At 53.9% G+C, this 17,022-nt stretch carries 14 protein-coding genes; 8 read left to right on the top strand and 6 right to left on the bottom strand.

Annotated elements, in window-relative coordinates:
- Positions 1-4: 4 nt before the first annotated feature.
- Positions 5-1,429: an aminobutyraldehyde dehydrogenase gene (patD, locus tag NNO04_RS09800; RefSeq protein WP_271444493.1), complete on the top strand. Its 1,425-nt coding sequence runs from the start codon at positions 5-7 to the stop codon at positions 1,427-1,429.
- A gap of 89 nt (positions 1,430-1,518) precedes the next feature.
- On the opposite strand, the gene yncL is transcribed toward patD, so the two are convergent.
- A complete protein-coding gene (gene yncL, locus NNO04_RS09795; protein WP_162382245.1) occupies positions 1,519-1,614 on the bottom strand; it encodes a stress response membrane protein YncL in 96 nt (31 codons plus the stop codon).
- 194 nt (positions 1,615-1,808) lie between these two features.
- Here yncL and NNO04_RS09790 point away from each other — a divergent pair, with 194 nt between their 5' ends.
- Complete coding sequence (locus NNO04_RS09790; protein WP_271444492.1) at positions 1,809-1,982, top strand: GhoT/OrtT family toxin; 174 nt, start codon at positions 1,809-1,811, stop codon at positions 1,980-1,982.
- 38 nt (positions 1,983-2,020) lie between these two features.
- Here NNO04_RS09790 and NNO04_RS09785 read toward each other — a convergent pair whose 3' ends face one another.
- Genes NNO04_RS09785 through NNO04_RS09775 form a run of 3 tightly spaced genes read right to left on the bottom strand, consistent with a single transcriptional unit; the run spans position 2,021 to position 8,452 of the window.
- Positions 2,021-4,174 (bottom strand): virulence factor SrfC family protein, encoded by a 2,154-nt coding sequence (locus NNO04_RS09785; protein ID WP_271444491.1) that lies wholly within the window; start codon positions 4,172-4,174, stop codon positions 2,021-2,023.
- The gene (locus NNO04_RS09780; protein ID WP_271444490.1) at positions 4,171-7,152 is read right to left on the bottom strand and encodes a virulence factor SrfB; all 2,982 of its coding nucleotides are present in this window, start codon (positions 7,150-7,152) and stop codon (positions 4,171-4,173) included. The genes NNO04_RS09785 and NNO04_RS09780 overlap by 4 nt, the downstream gene beginning before the upstream one ends.
- 4 nt (positions 7,153-7,156) lie before the next feature.
- On the bottom strand, positions 7,157-8,452 hold the full coding sequence (locus NNO04_RS09775) for an SrfA family protein (protein WP_271444489.1): 1,296 nt from the start codon (positions 8,450-8,452) through the stop codon (positions 7,157-7,159).
- Between the two features lie 237 nt (positions 8,453-8,689).
- Between NNO04_RS09775 and NNO04_RS09770 the strand changes: the two genes are divergently transcribed.
- Positions 8,690-8,923, top strand: a complete 234-nt coding sequence (locus tag NNO04_RS09770; protein WP_271444488.1) for a YdcY family protein — start codon at positions 8,690-8,692, stop codon at positions 8,921-8,923.
- Between the two features lie 5 nt (positions 8,924-8,928).
- Here NNO04_RS09770 and NNO04_RS09765 read toward each other — a convergent pair whose 3' ends face one another.
- Both NNO04_RS09765 and NNO04_RS09760 read right to left on the bottom strand, forming a co-directional pair.
- The gene (locus NNO04_RS09765) at positions 8,929-9,378 is read right to left on the bottom strand and encodes a DMT family transporter (protein ID WP_271444487.1); all 450 of its coding nucleotides are present in this window, start codon (positions 9,376-9,378) and stop codon (positions 8,929-8,931) included.
- Positions 9,375-9,893: a GNAT family N-acetyltransferase gene (locus tag NNO04_RS09760; RefSeq protein ID WP_271444486.1), complete on the bottom strand. Its 519-nt coding sequence runs from the start codon at positions 9,891-9,893 to the stop codon at positions 9,375-9,377. Before NNO04_RS09760 ends, NNO04_RS09765 begins: the two co-directional genes overlap by 4 nt.
- Positions 9,894-9,930: 37 nt before the next feature.
- Here NNO04_RS09760 and NNO04_RS09755 point away from each other — a divergent pair, with 37 nt between their 5' ends.
- The 5 genes from NNO04_RS09755 to NNO04_RS09735 all read left to right on the top strand — a co-directional run bounded on the left by NNO04_RS09755 (position 9,931) and on the right by NNO04_RS09735 (position 16,969).
- Positions 9,931-10,506, top strand: coding sequence for a helix-turn-helix domain-containing protein (locus NNO04_RS09755; RefSeq protein ID WP_271444485.1), 576 nt, complete (start codon positions 9,931-9,933; stop codon positions 10,504-10,506).
- Positions 10,507-11,087: 581 nt separating this feature from the next.
- Positions 11,088-14,240 (top strand): autotransporter outer membrane beta-barrel domain-containing protein, encoded by a 3,153-nt coding sequence (locus NNO04_RS09750; protein ID WP_271444484.1) that lies wholly within the window; start codon positions 11,088-11,090, stop codon positions 14,238-14,240.
- A gap of 389 nt (positions 14,241-14,629) precedes the next feature.
- Positions 14,630-15,295: a GntR family transcriptional regulator gene (locus NNO04_RS09745; RefSeq protein ID WP_271444483.1), complete on the top strand. Its 666-nt coding sequence runs from the start codon at positions 14,630-14,632 to the stop codon at positions 15,293-15,295.
- Positions 15,296-15,546: 251 nt separating this feature from the next.
- Positions 15,547-16,608 (top strand): 7-bladed beta-propeller protein YncE, encoded by a 1,062-nt coding sequence (gene yncE / locus NNO04_RS09740; RefSeq protein ID WP_271444482.1) that lies wholly within the window; start codon positions 15,547-15,549, stop codon positions 16,606-16,608.
- Positions 16,609-16,747: 139 nt separating this feature from the next.
- Positions 16,748-16,969: a YgdI/YgdR family lipoprotein gene (locus NNO04_RS09735; RefSeq protein ID WP_271444481.1), complete on the top strand. Its 222-nt coding sequence runs from the start codon at positions 16,748-16,750 to the stop codon at positions 16,967-16,969.
- Positions 16,970-17,022 lie beyond the last annotated feature (53 nt).

The following is a 17,022-nucleotide window of genomic DNA, read 5'->3' as shown; positions in this document are numbered from 1 at the left end:
TGCTATGCAACATCAATTACTGATTAACGGTGAGCTGGTCAGCGGTGAAGGTGAAAAGCAACCCGTTTACAACCCCGCGACTGGCGAGGTGATTCTGGAGATTGCGGAAGCCTCCCCCGCGCAGGTCGATGCCGCTGTGCGGGCGGCCGATCGCGCTTTTGTCGAATGGGGACAAACCACGCCGAAGTCGCGTGCCGACCTGCTGCTTAAACTGGCCGATACGATAGAAGCCAACGCCGGAGTCTTTGCAGCGCTGGAGTCGCAAAACTGCGGAAAACCGCTGCACTGCGTACTCAACGATGAGATCCCGGCGATTGTCGACGTGTTTCGCTTTTTTGCCGGGGCGGCGCGTTGCCTGAACGGTCTGGCCGCCGGTGAGTATCTGGAAGGGCACACGTCGATGATCCGCCGTGATCCGATTGGCGTTGTCGCGTCAATCGCCCCGTGGAACTACCCACTGATGATGGCTGCGTGGAAACTGGCGCCTGCGCTGGCGGCAGGTAACTGTGTGGTGATTAAACCCTCTGAAATCACACCGCTCACGGCGCTGAAACTGGCCGAATTTGCGAAGGACATTTTCCCCGCGGGCGTAATTAACGTGCTGTTTGGTCGCGGGAAAACGGTGGGCGATCCGCTGACGGGTCATGAAAAGGTGCGCATGGTTTCTCTGACCGGCTCCATCGCGACGGGCGAACACATCATCAGCCATACTGCGCCGTCGATTAAACGCACGCATATGGAGTTGGGGGGCAAAGCGCCGGTGATTGTCTTTGACGATGCAGACCTGGATGCGGTGGTCGAGGGCGTACGCACCTTTGGATTCTACAATGCCGGGCAAGACTGTACCGCAGCCTGCCGAATTTATGCCCAGAAAGGGGTCTACGACGCGCTGGTTGAGAAACTCGGTGCGGCCGTCGCTAGCCTGAAGACCGGCGCGCCGGAAGATGAGACCACTGAATTGGGACCGTTAAGTTCGCTGGCCCATCTTGAGCGGGTAAGCAAAGCCGTGGAAGCAGCGAAAAAGCTCGGTCATATCAAGGTCATTACGGGCGGTAATAAAGTGGCCGGGGCGGGGTACTATTTTGCACCGACACTGCTGGCAGGCGCGAAACAGGAAGATGCCATTGTGCAGCGCGAAGTGTTCGGTCCTGTGGTGAGCGTCACCGTCTTTGAAGATGAAGATCAGGTGCTGGCGTGGGCGAACGACACGCAGTACGGGCTGGCGTCATCGGTGTGGACGCGTGACGTTGGCCGGGCGCATCGTCTGAGCGCCAGACTGCAGTATGGCTGTACCTGGGTGAATACCCATTTCATGTTAGTCAGTGAAATGCCTCATGGCGGGCAAAAACTGTCGGGGTACGGTAAGGATATGTCACTGTATGGACTGGAAGATTACACCGTTGTCCGCCACGTGATGGTTAAGCATTAACGGAAAATCTCACAGACAGGAAGAGTGTAAATCGATGGCAGAGAGGAGAAATTCTCTCTGCCAGTCTACATTGCAAGCACGGTATTAAATCAAGAAAACCAGCCAAATCTCAAAGAGATAAGACCAAAAAGCCCCACAGCAGCAAAGACATTTATCAGCACGACGGTTTTACTGGAAACATTCATTTTTGCCACCTTTTTATATTGCCCCTATGTGTATAGTACGGCTTCAAACTATAAGCAATAGCACTTATTGTTAACTTCACAGAGTTGTGTTGAACCTCTGTAAAATCGGTGTGTCAGAGGGCAATAAAACTTGATGGAGATCAAAAAAAGGAGCATATTGTGCCCGTTTTTTAATTCTGGCCTGGATGCCTGACATGTCTGTCTACCAAAAGATGTTAATTTTTTACGCCGTAATGGCGTCAATCACCTGCTTGATCACCTGGTTTCTCTCCCACGATAAAAAACGGATCCGCTTGCTGAGCGCCGTGCTTGTCGGCGCGACCTGGCCGATGAGTTTTCCTGTCGCGCTGATGTTTTCGCTGTTCTGATGCAACATGGCACTGCCAGAGAAGCGGCCTGAGCCTCGTTATCTGGCAGCAGACAGGCATTCGCGCAACCGTTTTTTGTCTGCGTCTGTGACATCCCGCGGATGCTGGTATCCTTTGTTTTCATTGGCGCGCGTGTAAAGCGCCACCAGCCAGTCATAGACATAGCGACTGGCGGCGTGCACGGGCTGTTCGTCCAGTTGCGTTAAGCGGGACATCGGCGGTTGCACCGTCGCGCTAAAAATAGCGGCACCTTTGCGGATGCGACTGGCAGGACGTGCTGCTTCTGCGATCTCTTCATAGCCGAGCCAGGCGATAAAGTTGCCTATTCCGGCGTGCAACTGCGCGCCACAGACCTCTTCACGCTGCATCATCTGCTGTAAATGCTGGGGCAGATTGAGCCGATAGCTTGCGGTTACCAGAATATCCACGGTCTGTCGGAGCGTTTCCGGCGCCAGACCTAATCGACGCGCATTATCCTCATTACGACACCACTGACGTGCATGGTTAACCCACATGCGATGCGCCAGATCACCGGTCTCTTTATTTTCCGCTGGGCGGGGCGCGTCGCGCATGTCAGCAAACAGGTCGATATCTTCGCTGAACAACCCGCTAACCTGTTCCTCACGCGGTTGTTGAGTTTGTAACAATGACTCAAAACGGTGAATCGGCGGCAACAGCCCGTCGAGCAGTTCGCCGTGACGGGCAGCCTGTGCCTGCAACTGGCGGATAACGGTTTCGCTGGTCATAGACTCGCAAGCGTCCGGTAGCATCAGGTCGCGCAGCTGCTGATGATGCTGCCCGGTCAATGAGGTCAGCCGCGCCTGGCGCTGGACCGGCGAAGTCGCCTGCGAGAGCCACTCCACCAGGCGTTGTAAACTGTGTTTATCCAGCGCCTGTAGCGTGCCCCAGTGTAAACCGGGCTTGCCCATTAACTGCTGAACGGCTTCATCCAGATTTTGGTGCGTCGCAAAGCGAGCATCCTGCGGCGTAATGGCCCACACCACCCCTGGCATTGCGGCCTCGCGCAACGGTTGAGTCTCATGCACCCAGCCTGATAGCTTGCGGGCGACCGCAGGGGTTTGCGAACGGGAGGAAAGGGCGTTGCAGATAACCAAAACGTCGGGTTGCAAATGCTGACGATAACTCTCCAGCATCCAGTCCAGCTTGGCCTGCCACAACGGAGAAATCGCGCTGTCGGGTGCCAGTGGGATCTCCAGCAGATCAACGTTCTCCAGCACCGTTTCTTCAACGGTCAGAACCACTTCACGGGTCAACAGCGCAAGGGCGTCCAGCGACAGGCTGATCGCATTCTGCGCTTGCCCATCCACCACCGGATGAACCACCACATCGCTCTGTGTCTCCCCATTGCTCTGCGCTCCCTGGGTGAGAAAGTTTTCCGTCGGTAAACCAAAATTGTCGACCAGTAAACTCAGTGGCGCCGCCAGCGCTTCTGCATGAATGGTTTGCTGCAACGTATGCGCCAGATCCAACCATTGGCGGGTCAGTTCCGGTTGTTCCCCCCACAATAACGCCCACGCGCTTGCCCGGGTGGTGAGGTCGACCGCAGGCATGAGGGTGGCAAACTGGTGCCAGAGCGCATCGTCAATCTGCTGTTGGCCTGAAGGCACGCATGTTCGCCAGAAATGGGCAATGGCCGCAACGTCTTCAGGCGTCACGCCCGGTACGGGCTGATGCTGGCGCAGCGTCTGCCACTTTTCTAATCGTGATTCGATGATCGACCTTTCAACCGGTCGATGGGCGGGCTGCGCGCAGGCCTGGGCGATAAAAATCTGCACCAGTTCGGCTTCGTTGATAAGCCGCAAACGCAGCGGCCAGTCACTGTCAATTGCGACGTTGTCCCGGGTAAAACGTAGCGCCATATTCGTTGGCGCATGTCCCGGATTAATATGCGAAAAATAGTCAAAACTGCGATCCGGCGTAACGATAGTCAGGGGACCGTTACCGTGGCTGCAAAGCGCGCTGAGCAGATGCGCTTTTGCGGATTGTGAATGTCCATACAGCCCCACGCAGCCCCTGGTTGCCTGCACCTGGTGCAGGGCCGATTCTTTCATGGCGGCAAGGGAGAGCCGCGCCAGCAGCGCATCGGCTTCATCATCAAGACGCGTTGCCTGCTGACGAGTGTGATTAACCCAGTCAATGATGGCCTGTGTGGTGTTTAACGGCTTACTCATTTCAGGTACACACTCCCGCTGTCGATCCAGTAGTGGCTGCCGCTGTGTCGGCGGTCTGCCAGCGTATTTAATTTGAGGGTCAGGGCATTGGCGGCGACCGGCGTGCCATCCTGTAACCAGGCCTCGCTCAGCACAAAGGAATCCGGCCCGGTTTCTTTATGTGCGCCGCGCAACTGTAGCTGCACGTTTAAGACGCCGTCTCCGGCAATGGTTTTCGCCAGTTCGGCGGAATTGATACTCAGGGTATACAACGGCGTTGCCGGCCAGCGACTGTTCGCCAGTTGGCGAAAACCGAGGGTGACGTTACCGCGTAAAGGGAAGTGCAGACGGGTGTCCAGCTTCATGCCGGGTTTGTCGAGGTCAACGTTGTGATACCAGACATTCTCATCGCGCAGCGTGTTCACCGTGTTATCCAGTACCCCGAGATAGCGGACTGTGGAGTAAGCGCCAATATCCGCCGCTTTAAAATTAAAGCGCGGCAGGCGTAAGTCCAGCGCCAGACTACACAGCATCGCGCCGACGGCAGCGGTCGATTTCGGATTGCCAATACGGCCTTGCTGGCTGAACGGATACCATTCATGCACGCGGTAGTTGTCCATCCAGACGATTCGGTTGACCGGAACCGGCTGCAAATGGCGGATCAACGCCTGTACGCCTGGCAAGCAGGCAGGACGTCCAGTGACCAGCAATACGTCACAATTATAGTGAGAAATGGCTTCACAGACGGCATGAAGCGGGGAGGTCAGTGTGAACTGGCCCGCCAGCAGCGCCTCCTGCAACACGCTGAACTGCACTTGTAGCGGCACACTGAGCAGATCAAACGGCCCGGAGCCTGATGGCAGCGCATGATTGATCGCCTGCTGGATATAGTTCATCACGTTGCGCGTGGGGCGATGAGGCAGCAGTTCACCAAACGAAGCATGTAATCCGGCCAACGGATCGTTAACATCACTTTGCTCCCAGGCGCTCAGCACCGCGTGCCCCAGCGGCATAAACAGCTGTAACGCCGTCTGTTGGCGCAAAATCGCCTGGGTATCTATCCGCCCCGAGTCGCCAAACAACGTTGCCAGCAGGGCGGCGGCATCGCTCACCCCAGCCTGTTGCAAACGGGTTTGTAATGCAGGCAGGACGCAACGTTGAATGACATCCAGCAGCAGGTCGTCGCCGGCAACTTTGAACCCTTCGCGAAACAATAAGTGCGGCGTGATTTTGACGTTGGCGCCGACACCGTCATCAAGCTGATAATGAACAACCGCCATATCGGTGGTGCCGCCGCCAATGTCGATAGAGGCAACGCGTAGCGCCCGGCCTTTCACTTCCCCGGGTTCTGGCAGACGATCCGGACGGGAGAGCGCATTAAAGAAGGACTCCGTTCGACCGGCGTAGTGCGAAATCGCTTCGTTGTACAGCCAGACGAGCTGCCCGCAGCTGGCTTCATCCCATTCCATCTGGATGGTCGGCACCGGGATAACGCTCTTTTCCTGCTGTTTGCGGGTGGCGAAATCCTCGTCTTGTGGATGCCAGCCCATCGCCTTCCACACCAGCGCGACAGCTTCGAACATACGCTGGCGGAAAATCTCGCGCTCTTGTTTCGGCATTGCAGACGGCAACGTCAAAATCAGCGAGCGTAGCTGACGGGGAGAGGTCGGAAACCCCAGACGCAGCCGGGTCGCAACGCTGTTCATTTGCCCCAGCGCCTGTGCCAGAATTTCACACAGCATGTGGGTCATTAGCGTGCTGCGGCTGTATTGTGGGGAGAATACCGGTAATCGGTCATCCTGCGGCAGACTGAACAGCGGCTGTCCGTCGTCATTCATCAGGTTCATTAACGGAAACGCCGTGGCCAGCGGTTCGCGCTGGGTTTTGCTGTTCATCTGGCTAAAACGCCAATCCTGCAACACCGGCGTTTCATCCCACAGATAGCGACGCGGGCTGGAGATCCCGCTGTTACCTTCGGTGCCTAAACGCTGCATGGCCAGTTTTCTGGCTTCGTCGCCCACTCGCACAATAGAAGGCCAGACAAAGGCATCGTCACGACCGCTTTCCAAAGAAAAGTGCTGTTTGCCAAAGCGCGCTTCACAGAACTCCAGACGACTGGTGAAGAGGGGATCATTGAGGAACTGCGGCTCGCTTAACGAACGAACCTGCAATTCTGCCGTCTGGCGCAGCCCGTCGTTGGCATCGCCGTGATCTTCAATCAGAACGCCGCAGGTGTGCGTGTTTCCGACATCCAGAATCAAATCAACCGGGATTGCGGGCGTACTCAGCGTATGGGTAACCAGTTTCACTTCCGGCACTGCAAGTTGTTCGCCCAACAGCGTCAGCAAATTCAGCCAGTGCGCCTGATACTCAAAGTTGCGCAGCGCCAGTTGAACGTCCTGCTCTGAGTGAAGATTCTTCTGCGTAAGATGATGGAGAAAAGATTCCCTCAGCCAGCCGTCAACCCAGGTCTGATCAAGAAACTCAGCCACTTCGTCATCGCGCCAGGCGAGCGCAAAGCGTGTCCCGTTGAGCAGATCGTTTTCATTTGGCGCAAGCGTTGCAGAGACGGTCTGTGCCAGTTGGCTGTCTAACGCCAGGGTAATGCGATGAGTATTGCCCGCCGCGTCGGGGTGCGACAGTTTACGCACCTGAACCCGTGCCCAGTTATCCGGGCCTTCCACGAAAGTGCGGGGTGGATTGAAACGCAAAAACGGCAGCGGCAGCCAGACGCCGTCAAGCACCTCCAGCGAATGATGCAGCGTCTGGGTACTTTCCGGCTTGACGACTTCGGGTTGTCCACCGGTTCGCCCCGGTAACGTATAGCGACCGCTACTGAGATCGAAATCCAGCCGCAGCAAAGGACCGTTGGCGGTTTTTCGCACAAAGCGACCCCGTTGCGCGGACTCCTGCGGCGTCAGCCCAAAATCCAAAAACTGCACGCCGCTGTTGGCGATGAGCGTGACGCTTTGTTTGTAATCACACAGATTTACCAGCATAAAATCAGGCACCTATCTTTTTAAACGTCAACGGCAGCGCCGCGTGAGCATCGTAACGTGCCGTGCAAATCGCGACGTCATTCGCGCCCGCTTTACAGGTAATTTCCGGCATGGGGTAGCGTGAACCGTCAGTGCAACGCGCATTGCCGCGACTCTTGATCATCAGTTCACCCGTCTGATGCAGACCAGAGAACACCTCTGCCCGACAGACAATACTGTCGCCATGCACCACGCGAGCGGTGCCCTTATTGTTTTGCAACTGATAGCGCAGAGAGGGCGCTTTCCCGGTAATGGGGTCCTTCACATCGAGCATCACGCGCCAGTTGCCGTTTAAAAAACGTGTTGTCCCGGCCTTCATCTGATTAGCATCCATCACCAGCGCATCTTTCGGGATGGCGGCAATCACCACCGGCTGATCCGGTTTTTTCTCTTTTTCGGCGGCGGGGATCACTTCCGCCTGATGCAGCGGCAGCGGGGCGATTGTTTTCGGCAACGGTTTTATCGCTGATGTTGCCAGCGTCTCTGGGGCGGGTGTTTCAGGGACGACAGCCGATGGCTTCCACAGTAATGGCACGGCGATAACCACAATAAGCGCCGCCGCGAGCGGCAAACACCATACCGGCAGACGGCGAATGGGTTTCACTGACGGCGCTGGCGTTTCCGGCTCACTGATATGTAGAGCGGGAATTGAAACCGGTTCAGGCTCCGGGAGAGGCTCAATGACCGGTATGAGCAAAGGTTCATCCGCCTGGGTGAATGTTATTTCGGGTACGGGGTCATCTTCCGGCTCAGGTTTCGCGCAAAGCACAGGGGACGCATCAACGGTGCGCAGGCAATCCAGGACCTCTTCACGGGTATTTTCATTGAGATTGACGAAACCCCAGAAGGTGATAACCGGTTTCCCGTTCACCAGAAAAACATGATTTTCGCCAGGGAACTGAAAGGCTTTCTCCAGCAACGATCCAAACAGTTGCTGGGACGTTTTACCGGATTGCAGGCTTTTTCGACTCAATGCCGCTGCCGTCTCTACCATGCCAGACAGCGCGCGTAACGCCCGTGCACGCGACTCTTCATCGGCGGATTTCCACGTGATAGCTTCTCCTTCAACAGGGGAGTACCAGTCAACGCGCTCGCCGCTATCATTGAGTTGCGGTATCGCCAGACATTCCGCTATGGCCTGCTGTTTACGCAGGCGAAGCGTTTCACGAATTTGCAAGGCTGAATCAAAAACGGCCTGACCGCCGCCGCCCACGGCCTGATAGTCATCCAGATTGCCGCTACGCAAGAGTGTTTTTGCCACGTTATTGTCCCTTAGACTTCTTCACGCATCTACTTTACGGGCCGCAGCGACTTGCAAACGGCGGAAGAGAGGTAAAAAGGGGTGAATTTTCCAGGCATAGAGGACAAGGAAACATCTTGACGTTAACAAAAAGACTTAAGGTAAATGCCTTAACGACCAGGGATGAATTTATCTGCGAAAAAGACGGGAATATAATACTCTGACAGTTGAGCCAAATTAATGCGTTAAGGAGAAACTATGTCGCATCTGGATGAGGTCCGTTTACGTGTCGATGCCGCCATTCACGAGGGCGTAATCAGCCATATGAATGAACTACTGGTGGTTTTAAGCGACGATAGCGAGCTAAGTCGGGAGGATCGTTATACCCAGCAGCAACGTTTGCGTACCGCTATTGCGCATCACGGACGACAGCACAAAGAAGATATGGAAGCGCGCCGCGATCAGCTCACCAAAGGCGGCACGATCCTCTGAGCATCCTAAAACGAGCGTCTGGCGACCAGCCAGGCGCCGACAACCAGCAGCACCGCCCCACACACGGGACCGGCCAGCGCCCGTAGCGGCACGCCGTGGCTGCGCACGATATCCAGCACTAAGCCGCCAATCAATTGGCTGGCGACCAGTACCGCAATGGTGGTCGCCGCGCCGACATATTGATAACCACTGATACTGGCGAAGACAAAAAACGACCCCAGCAGTCCGGGGATCAGCGTCCACCAGCGCACGCTGGACATCAGCTCGCCAAATCCCGCCGTCCCCTGTTTGAATCCCAAAATGCTGACAAACAGAATAATTCCCACCAGCGAATTGAGCAGCATCGCGATAAGGATCGTCGACGACGTTTGGGTAATCCGCACCATCAGGGTGTTTTGTACGACCAGGCCAATGCCTGCGGCAATCAGGAAAGCAAAGGTCAGCGTCTGGTTCATCGGTGCCCGTCCGGATCGACACGATCGTCCAGTTGCAATTGCATAAAGGTCAGATCCAGCCAGCGGCCAAATTTTGTGCCAACCTGTGGCATTTGCGCGGTCGTCTTAAAGCCCAGAGTTTCATGCAGATGCAGCGAGGCGAGGTTTTGCGACTCAATCCCGGCGACCATCACATGTTTACCACACGCCCGCGCCTCCTCAATCAGCTTGCTGAGCAGTGCGCGCCCCAGTCCTTTACCCTGATGTTGCGGGTGAACGTAGACCGAGTGTTCCACGGTATGACGAAAGCCCTCAAAGTTTCGCCAGTCGCCAAAGGAGGCATAGCCAGTGACGGTGTTATTTTCTTCGCTGACCAGCACCGGATAGCCCAGTAACTGACGCGCTTCATACCAGGCGATGCGGTTGTCGGCATCGACGGTTTGATCGTTCCAGATGGCGGCGGTATGTAAAACGGCATGATTGTAGATTTCGGCGATGGCGGCACAGTCTTCTTTGCTGGCAAATCGAATGGGCATGTTGAACCTCAGGGGGTGTTCACTATAGTATTACGATATGAATACTATTGAAGACAACATAAATCAACGGATCAGCGTCAGAATTCGCCTTGAACGCGAGTCGCGGGGTTGGTCGTTGACGGAGCTTGCTGAACGAGCAGGCGTCTCACGGGCGATGATCCATAAGATTGAACGGGGCGAGAGCAGTCCAACGGCAACGCTCCTCGGCAGACTTTCGGGCGCGTTTGGCATTAGCATGTCGACGCTTATCGCCCGCGCCGAGATGCAAGAGGGCAAGCTGCTGCGCTTTGCCGATCAACCGGTCTGGTACGATCCGCAAACGCACTATCTGCGCCGCCATGTCTCGCCGCGCAGCGACCTGCCCATTGATTTGGTGCAGATCGAGCTTCCACCGGGTAGCGACGTCCCGATGCCGGCGTCGTCCTATGCGCTGGCCCGTCAGCTAATCTGGCTACAGCAGGGAGAGCTGGTGTTTGTTGAAGGGGATACCCGCCATGAAATGAAGGCAGGAGACTGTCTCGAGCTTGGACCACCCAATGACTGCCGCTTTATTAATGAAACGTCGTCCTCCTGCGTTTATCTGGTGGTGCGTTTAAATCACACCGGCAATTAATCCGCAAGCGCGGTTGATATAAACTGCTCCTCTGGAGCAGTTTTCTTCTTTTATTATTAAATCCAATGCAATGTAATCGCGTTCTCTGTGCTGAAGTTTTAAATAAAATACATCTTTAAAAGAACGACGAATATATAACATAATGTATTTGTCAATGGTGAGTTACTTATAAATACCGAATTAAATCCTTTTTATATTTTATCTGAAAAAAGTAGCGATTACTAGCAAAGTCAATATTTATACTAAATGTGACTATTAATTATGCGGTTGTTGTCACAAGTTTGAAATAATGCGTAACCCTGTGTTAAATTTTATTTCTGGCCATCCCAATGGAATTGGCAGCCAAAAAATAATGAAACATGGAGAATTATATATTGAGTTCCAACGGCAATAATTTTTATAAAATAACCCCTCTGGATGGTGTGGGTTTAATTGTTTTAGCGTCAATTTGCACAACAGCGCATGCCGACGCACTTTCTATTAATGGTTCAAAAACTGCTGCAGATATTCCTGCGTCGCCCCCCGCATTATATATCGGTGATGGCGGTACGGGCTCGCTGCTTATTTCCCGTGGGGAGACGGTGGTAACAGGACAAATTCCTGGTCCGGATAGCGGATCCGTCATGGGCTACGGCAAAAACGACAGCGGGACGCTCACGGTTGATGGCGGAAAATGGTTTGATAGCGTCACCACCGACAATAATCCTTCAGGTAACGGAACCACCGCGGTTGGCGGTGGAGGCAACGGTACGCTGGAGGTTAAAAACGGTGGCAAAGCCTACACCAAGTTTATCAATATCGGCCAAAACGAAAATAGCACTGGTGTTGTCAGCGTTGATGGCGCGGACTCAGCGTTATTTGCGACGGCAGACAACTCCTCCGGAATTACGGTAGGAACCCGCGGTAGCGCCACGTTAAATATTACTGATGGCGGTAACGTCACCAGCAATTCGGTTTCTTACGTTGCGGATAGCGCGGGAACGCGTGGTGTGGTTAACGTCAGTGGCGAAGGCTCTCGTTTTACAATTACCGATGATCAATTAAATGTTGGACGCCGCGGCGACGGTATTTTAAACGTCACCGACGGCGGCACCGTGAATTCAATCGGTGGGGGGATTGCCATTGAATCGGGCGCAACAGGAATTGCAACGATTAAGGGCGCGGGCTCAACATGGAACATCGGGACAAATCACATCCTGAGTATCGGTTTTAAACCCAAGTCAGGAAATACCGCCGGTACGGGTTCTCTGGTACTGGAAGATCACGGCAAGATGGTGGCTGAAGGTGGCGTCAATGTGAATAACGATTCCAGCATGCTGGTGATCGGCGCAACGCCGGGTTCTGCAGCGGCGTCGCCTGGCACATTAGAAGCACCGGCTGTCAGACTGCACGCTGCCGGTAGCCAGTTAGTTTTTAATCACACAGATACTTCCGGGAATTACCTGTTCTCGCCGGTCGTTTCAGGGCTGGGTTCCCTGACTAATCTCAGCGGTACGACCGTGTTGACGGGTGAAAACACCTATGAGGGCGGTACTACCATCAGTGGTGGGACGCTGCAACTGGGTGATGGCACAAGTTCAGGTTCGATCGTGGGTAATGTGCTTAACAACAGCGAATTTGTTATCAATAACCCAGCGGAGACATTCCTCTCTGGTGTTGTCTCCGGCACGGGCTCCCTGACCCAGAAAGGGGCCGGGGAAACGGTATTGAGCGCAGTGAATACATACACCGGCAAAACCACCCTCAGCAGCGGTACGCTACGCACGGACGTGGTTGACAGCATTGCCAGCAGCAATGAGGTGAATATCAACGGCGGCGTGTTTGATCTTAACGCGAATAACCAGCAGGTTAGCCGCCTGGGCGGTACTGGCGGAGAAGTCCGTCTGAATGGGGCGATGCTGACCGTGAACAACGCGACGACCGCTGACAGCACCACTTTCGCCGGGGATATCGTTGATGGCACATCGGCGGGCAGTTTGACCAAAACCGGTGATGGCTCGCTGACGTTGTCAGGTAACACTCTGTGGACTGGCGACACGCATATTGACGGCGGCGAACTGGTACTGGATGGCAGCAATGGCGGGGCTCAGCTGGTCAGCAATATCATTGGCCAGGACAACACCGCGTTGTCTCTGCGTAACGGAGCGACATTAACCGGCTGGATTGATCCGACTGACGTGAATATCGACAGCGCCAGCACCTGGAATATGACGGCAGACTCGCTGGTTGATGATGTTAATCTCGCTGGCACCATCAATTTTGCAGCACCATCCTCCCAGCCCATGACTGTCGGAAAAACCCTGACCGCCAATAACTGGAATGGGCAGAATGGCACGGTCGTGCTGAACACCGTGCTGGGAAATGATGCCTCCGTGACGGACAAAATAGTGGTCAACGGCAATACCAGTGGTAATACCTATCTAAAGGTGATCAATGCCGGTGGTCATGGCGCTTACACCCTTAACGGGATCCGCGTTGTTGAGGTGAAAGGCGAGTCTGACGGTGTCTTCACCAAATCAGAGCGTATTGTCGGCGGGATTCATGAATACAGTCTGGAGAAAAAAGGCGCGGACTGGTTCCTAACGAATCAGTATGTTACACCTCCGACACCGCCGAAAAAGCCGGATACATCTGAAGAGCCGGATACGCCTGAAGAGCCGACAAACCCTGATACGTCTGATAAAGATAAAAACCCAGGTACGCCGGATAAACCTGTCACACCAAAAATACCGCATGCTCCAGGAGCACCGACGGTGCGTCCTGAATCAGCCAGCTACACCGCGAACCTGATGGCCGCCAACACGATGTTCATCACCCGACTGCACGATCGTCTGGGAGAGCCTCAGTACACCGATGCGCTCACCGGCGAGAAGAGAGTGACCAGCATGTGGCTGCGCCAGGTTGGCGGGCATAACCGCTTTAAAGACAGCAGCGGGCAAATCAGCACCCAGAGTAACCGTTATGTGGTGCAACTGGGCGGTGATATTGCGCAGTGGAGCCCGGATGAACTGCAACGCTGGCATCTCGGCGTGATGGCTGGCTACGGTCATAACAGTAGCAACAGCCGCTCGAATGTCACGGGTTATCGCTCAGAAGGCACCGTCAGCGGTTACAGCGCCGGGCTTTACGCGACCTGGTATCAGAACGACGAAACCAGACAAGGCATGTACCTGGACAGCTGGGCACAGTACGGCTGGTTTGATAATGACGTCAAAGGCCAGGATATTCAGAATGAGTCCTACAAATCGCGCGGGCTCACCGCGTCGCTTGAAGCGGGCTACACGCATAAACTGGGCGAGTTTACCGGCAGTCAGGGCTCACTGAATGAGTGGTATATCCAGCCGCAGGCGCAGGTCATCTGGATGGGCGTCACGGCGGACGATCACCGTGAAAGCAACGGCACCCGTGTCAGCGGTGAAGGGGAGAATAACGTGCAGACCCGTCTGGGTATGCGCACCTTCCTGAAAGGCCACAGCAAAATCGATGACGGTAAAAACCGGACCTTCCAGCCGTTCGTGGAAGCCAACTGGATCCACAACACCGAGAAATTTGGTGTCAGTATGGATGGCATGAATGTCCATCAGGAGGGAGCGCAGAATATCGGAGAACTGAAAACCGGCGTAGAGGGCCAGCTTAATCCGCATCTGAATCTGTGGGGCAATGTCGGCGTGCAGATTGGTGATAAAGGTTACAGCGATACCTCTGCGATGATCGGTGTGAAATACAGTTTCTGACAGATACTGTAAAGTCTCTTTAATCAATGGATTAATTTGTTTTTAACCATCTATAAACCGGGGTCACTATCTGACTCCGGTTTTTTTTTGCGCTGTTTTTAATGACCAGAAAGAGCGGGAAAAACGGCCGCAAAGCCGTAAACCAACGGATCTGCGCAGTGTAAAGTAATAATTCCGCCATAAAAATGGGCAAAATTGTCATTTGCGGCTTTAATTAAAGCACCGCAAAATGCGTCACTAAACGTTAATAAGCGAAATATAACGCGGGTAAACTATCACGTTTAATTTTTATTTTTCATTCCTGACCAGGTTTACTTTTTTACAATTAAATCCCTTCTATGTGTGGATTTAATTGCGATGTCGCTCGATGAATAACGGAAGGATGTAAAATGCCCGGTTTGGAAAAAACATCACATATCAGCCTGACGACACAGGTTGAGAACGGTTTGAAACACCAGTTGACGATAGGTGCATTAAAACCTGGTGCGAGACTGATAACGAAAAATATTGCCGACGAGCTGGGGATCAGTATTACGCCTGTTCGTGAAGCATTACTGCGGTTGGTCTCCGCGAGCGCATTAGCTGTTGCCCCGGCGCAGGCCTTTATGGTGCCCGATATTTCACTGGCGGGATGGGAAGAGATCAATCTCGTCCGTACTGAACTTGAGGGTATGGCGGTAGCGGCCGCCGCAGAGGCGATTTCTGCCGGGCGCCTGCAAACGCTCACCACGCTACTGGAGCAGTATCAACAGGCACACGAAAGCGGCACGATACAAGAGCGACTTCTGGCAAATCATGCGTTTCGGTTTCAGATTTACCGTTACGCCAATATGCCGACGCTCTACCAAATGATTGAACAACTGTGGGTACGAATGGGCCCCAGCCTGCATTTTTTATATGGCAATGGGGTGCCTGAAGGGTATCAGAGCCGCGTTGAGTATTATCACTCGTTGCTCGACGCGCTGGCGCAAGGAGATAAAGAAGCATCCCGCCGGTGTCTCAATGACATCATTGCTAAAAATGTCTCCCTCATTAGAACGCAATATCTCCATTAACCTCGCCGGAATATAGCGGGGTGACTCCCCGCTATTGAAGGATGAATATACTGCGCGATTTAAAGCGCCAATCCCCTTGTGATCACCGCCTTCGTGGAGAAATTAAGAAGATTGCTGTCCTGGTGAAAAGAATGCTCCACATATAGGTGAATAATGATTACTATTCGCATTCATAAAAGAGGCGACACCATGATGTTGCTCATCGAAGTCGTGTGAAGCAGTTATACAGATATTCATCAAAGGGAGTCGTCATGCATTTACGTCATCTGTTTTCGCCGCGCCTGCGGGGTTCATTATTGTTAGGTTCACTGCTTGTTGTGTCATCATTCAGCACGCAGGCCGCGGAAGAAATGCTGCGTAAAGCCGTGGGTAAGGGCGCATATGAAATGGCCTATAGCCAGCAGGAAAATGCGTTGTGGCTGGCCACTTCGCAGAGCCGAAAATTAGACAAAGGCGGCATCGTCTATCGCCTTGATCCGGTCACGCTGGAAGTCACTCAGGCGATTCACAACGATCTCAAACCGTTTGGCGTAACCCTTAACAATGCCACCCAAACGCTGTGGTTCGGCAATACGGTAAACAGCGCACTGACGGCAATTGACGCCAAAACGGGTGATGTCAAAGGACGTCTGGTTCTCGATCCCCGCCAGCGCTCAGAAGAAGTACGTCCACTGCAACCTCGCCAACTGGTGGCGGATGACGCCACCAATACGGTTTACATCAGCGGTATCGGTAAAGAGAGCGTTGTGTGGGTGGTTGATGGTGAAACCATCAAACTGAAAACCACGATCCAGAATACCGGCAAGATGAGCACCGGCCTGGCTATCGACAGTAAAGCCGGCCGCTTGTATACCACCAATGCTGATGGCGAATTCATCACCATTGATACCGCCGATAATAAAATTCTGAGTCGCAAGAAATTGCTGGATGACGGTAAAGAGCACTTCTTTATGAACCTGAGTCTGGACACTGCCGGGCATCGCGCGTTTATCACCGACGCGAAAGCGGCGGAAGTGTTAGTGATTGATACGCGTGACGGTAAAGTGCTGGCAAACGTGGCGGCACCGGAATCACTGGCGGTGCTGTTCAACCCTGCGCGTAACGAAGCTTACGTCACTCATCGCCAGGCGGGTAAAGTCAGCGTGATTGACGCGAAGCGCTACAATGTGGTGAAGACGTTTGACACACCGACCTTCCCGAACAGCCTCGCGCTGTCGGCTGATGGAAAAACCCTGTACGTGAGCGTTAAACAAAAATCAACGCGCGAGCAGGAAGCTACCCAGCCAGATGATGTGATTCGTATCGCACTGTAATCCTCAACAGGAGAGGGAAATCCTCTCCTGTCTTTCCGCTCACGTTCGACATGCCTCGTTACACCCCGTAAATAGCCAGCTCAATATCCGGGAATTACACTACCGGCACGTTTGGATGATTGAAAAATACAGGAATATTATGAAGAAGCCACTCATGTGCCTTTGTGCGGGCGTTATGCTTTTCACTCTGGCGGGTTGCACCACCGATTACGTCATGACGACGAAACAGGGGAAAACCATTGTTGTCCAGGGCAAGCCAAAGCTGGATAAAGAGACGGGAATGACCAGTTACACCGATCAGGACGGCAATAAGCGGGAAATTAACAGCAATGATGTCGCTGAATTGATCGAAGCGAATTAATGGCCTAATGGCCGGAAGCCCCGGCCTTTCGCCAATGCCCGGTAAACGTCTCG

The sequence above is a fragment of the Citrobacter sp. Awk 4 genome, assembly GCF_028069725.1.
In the GTDB taxonomy this organism is placed as follows: Bacteria; Pseudomonadota; Gammaproteobacteria; order Enterobacterales; family Enterobacteriaceae; genus Citrobacter_D.
The sequence above is the reverse complement of the archived record's forward strand: the minus strand, read 5'-3'. Positions and strand labels throughout refer to the sequence as shown.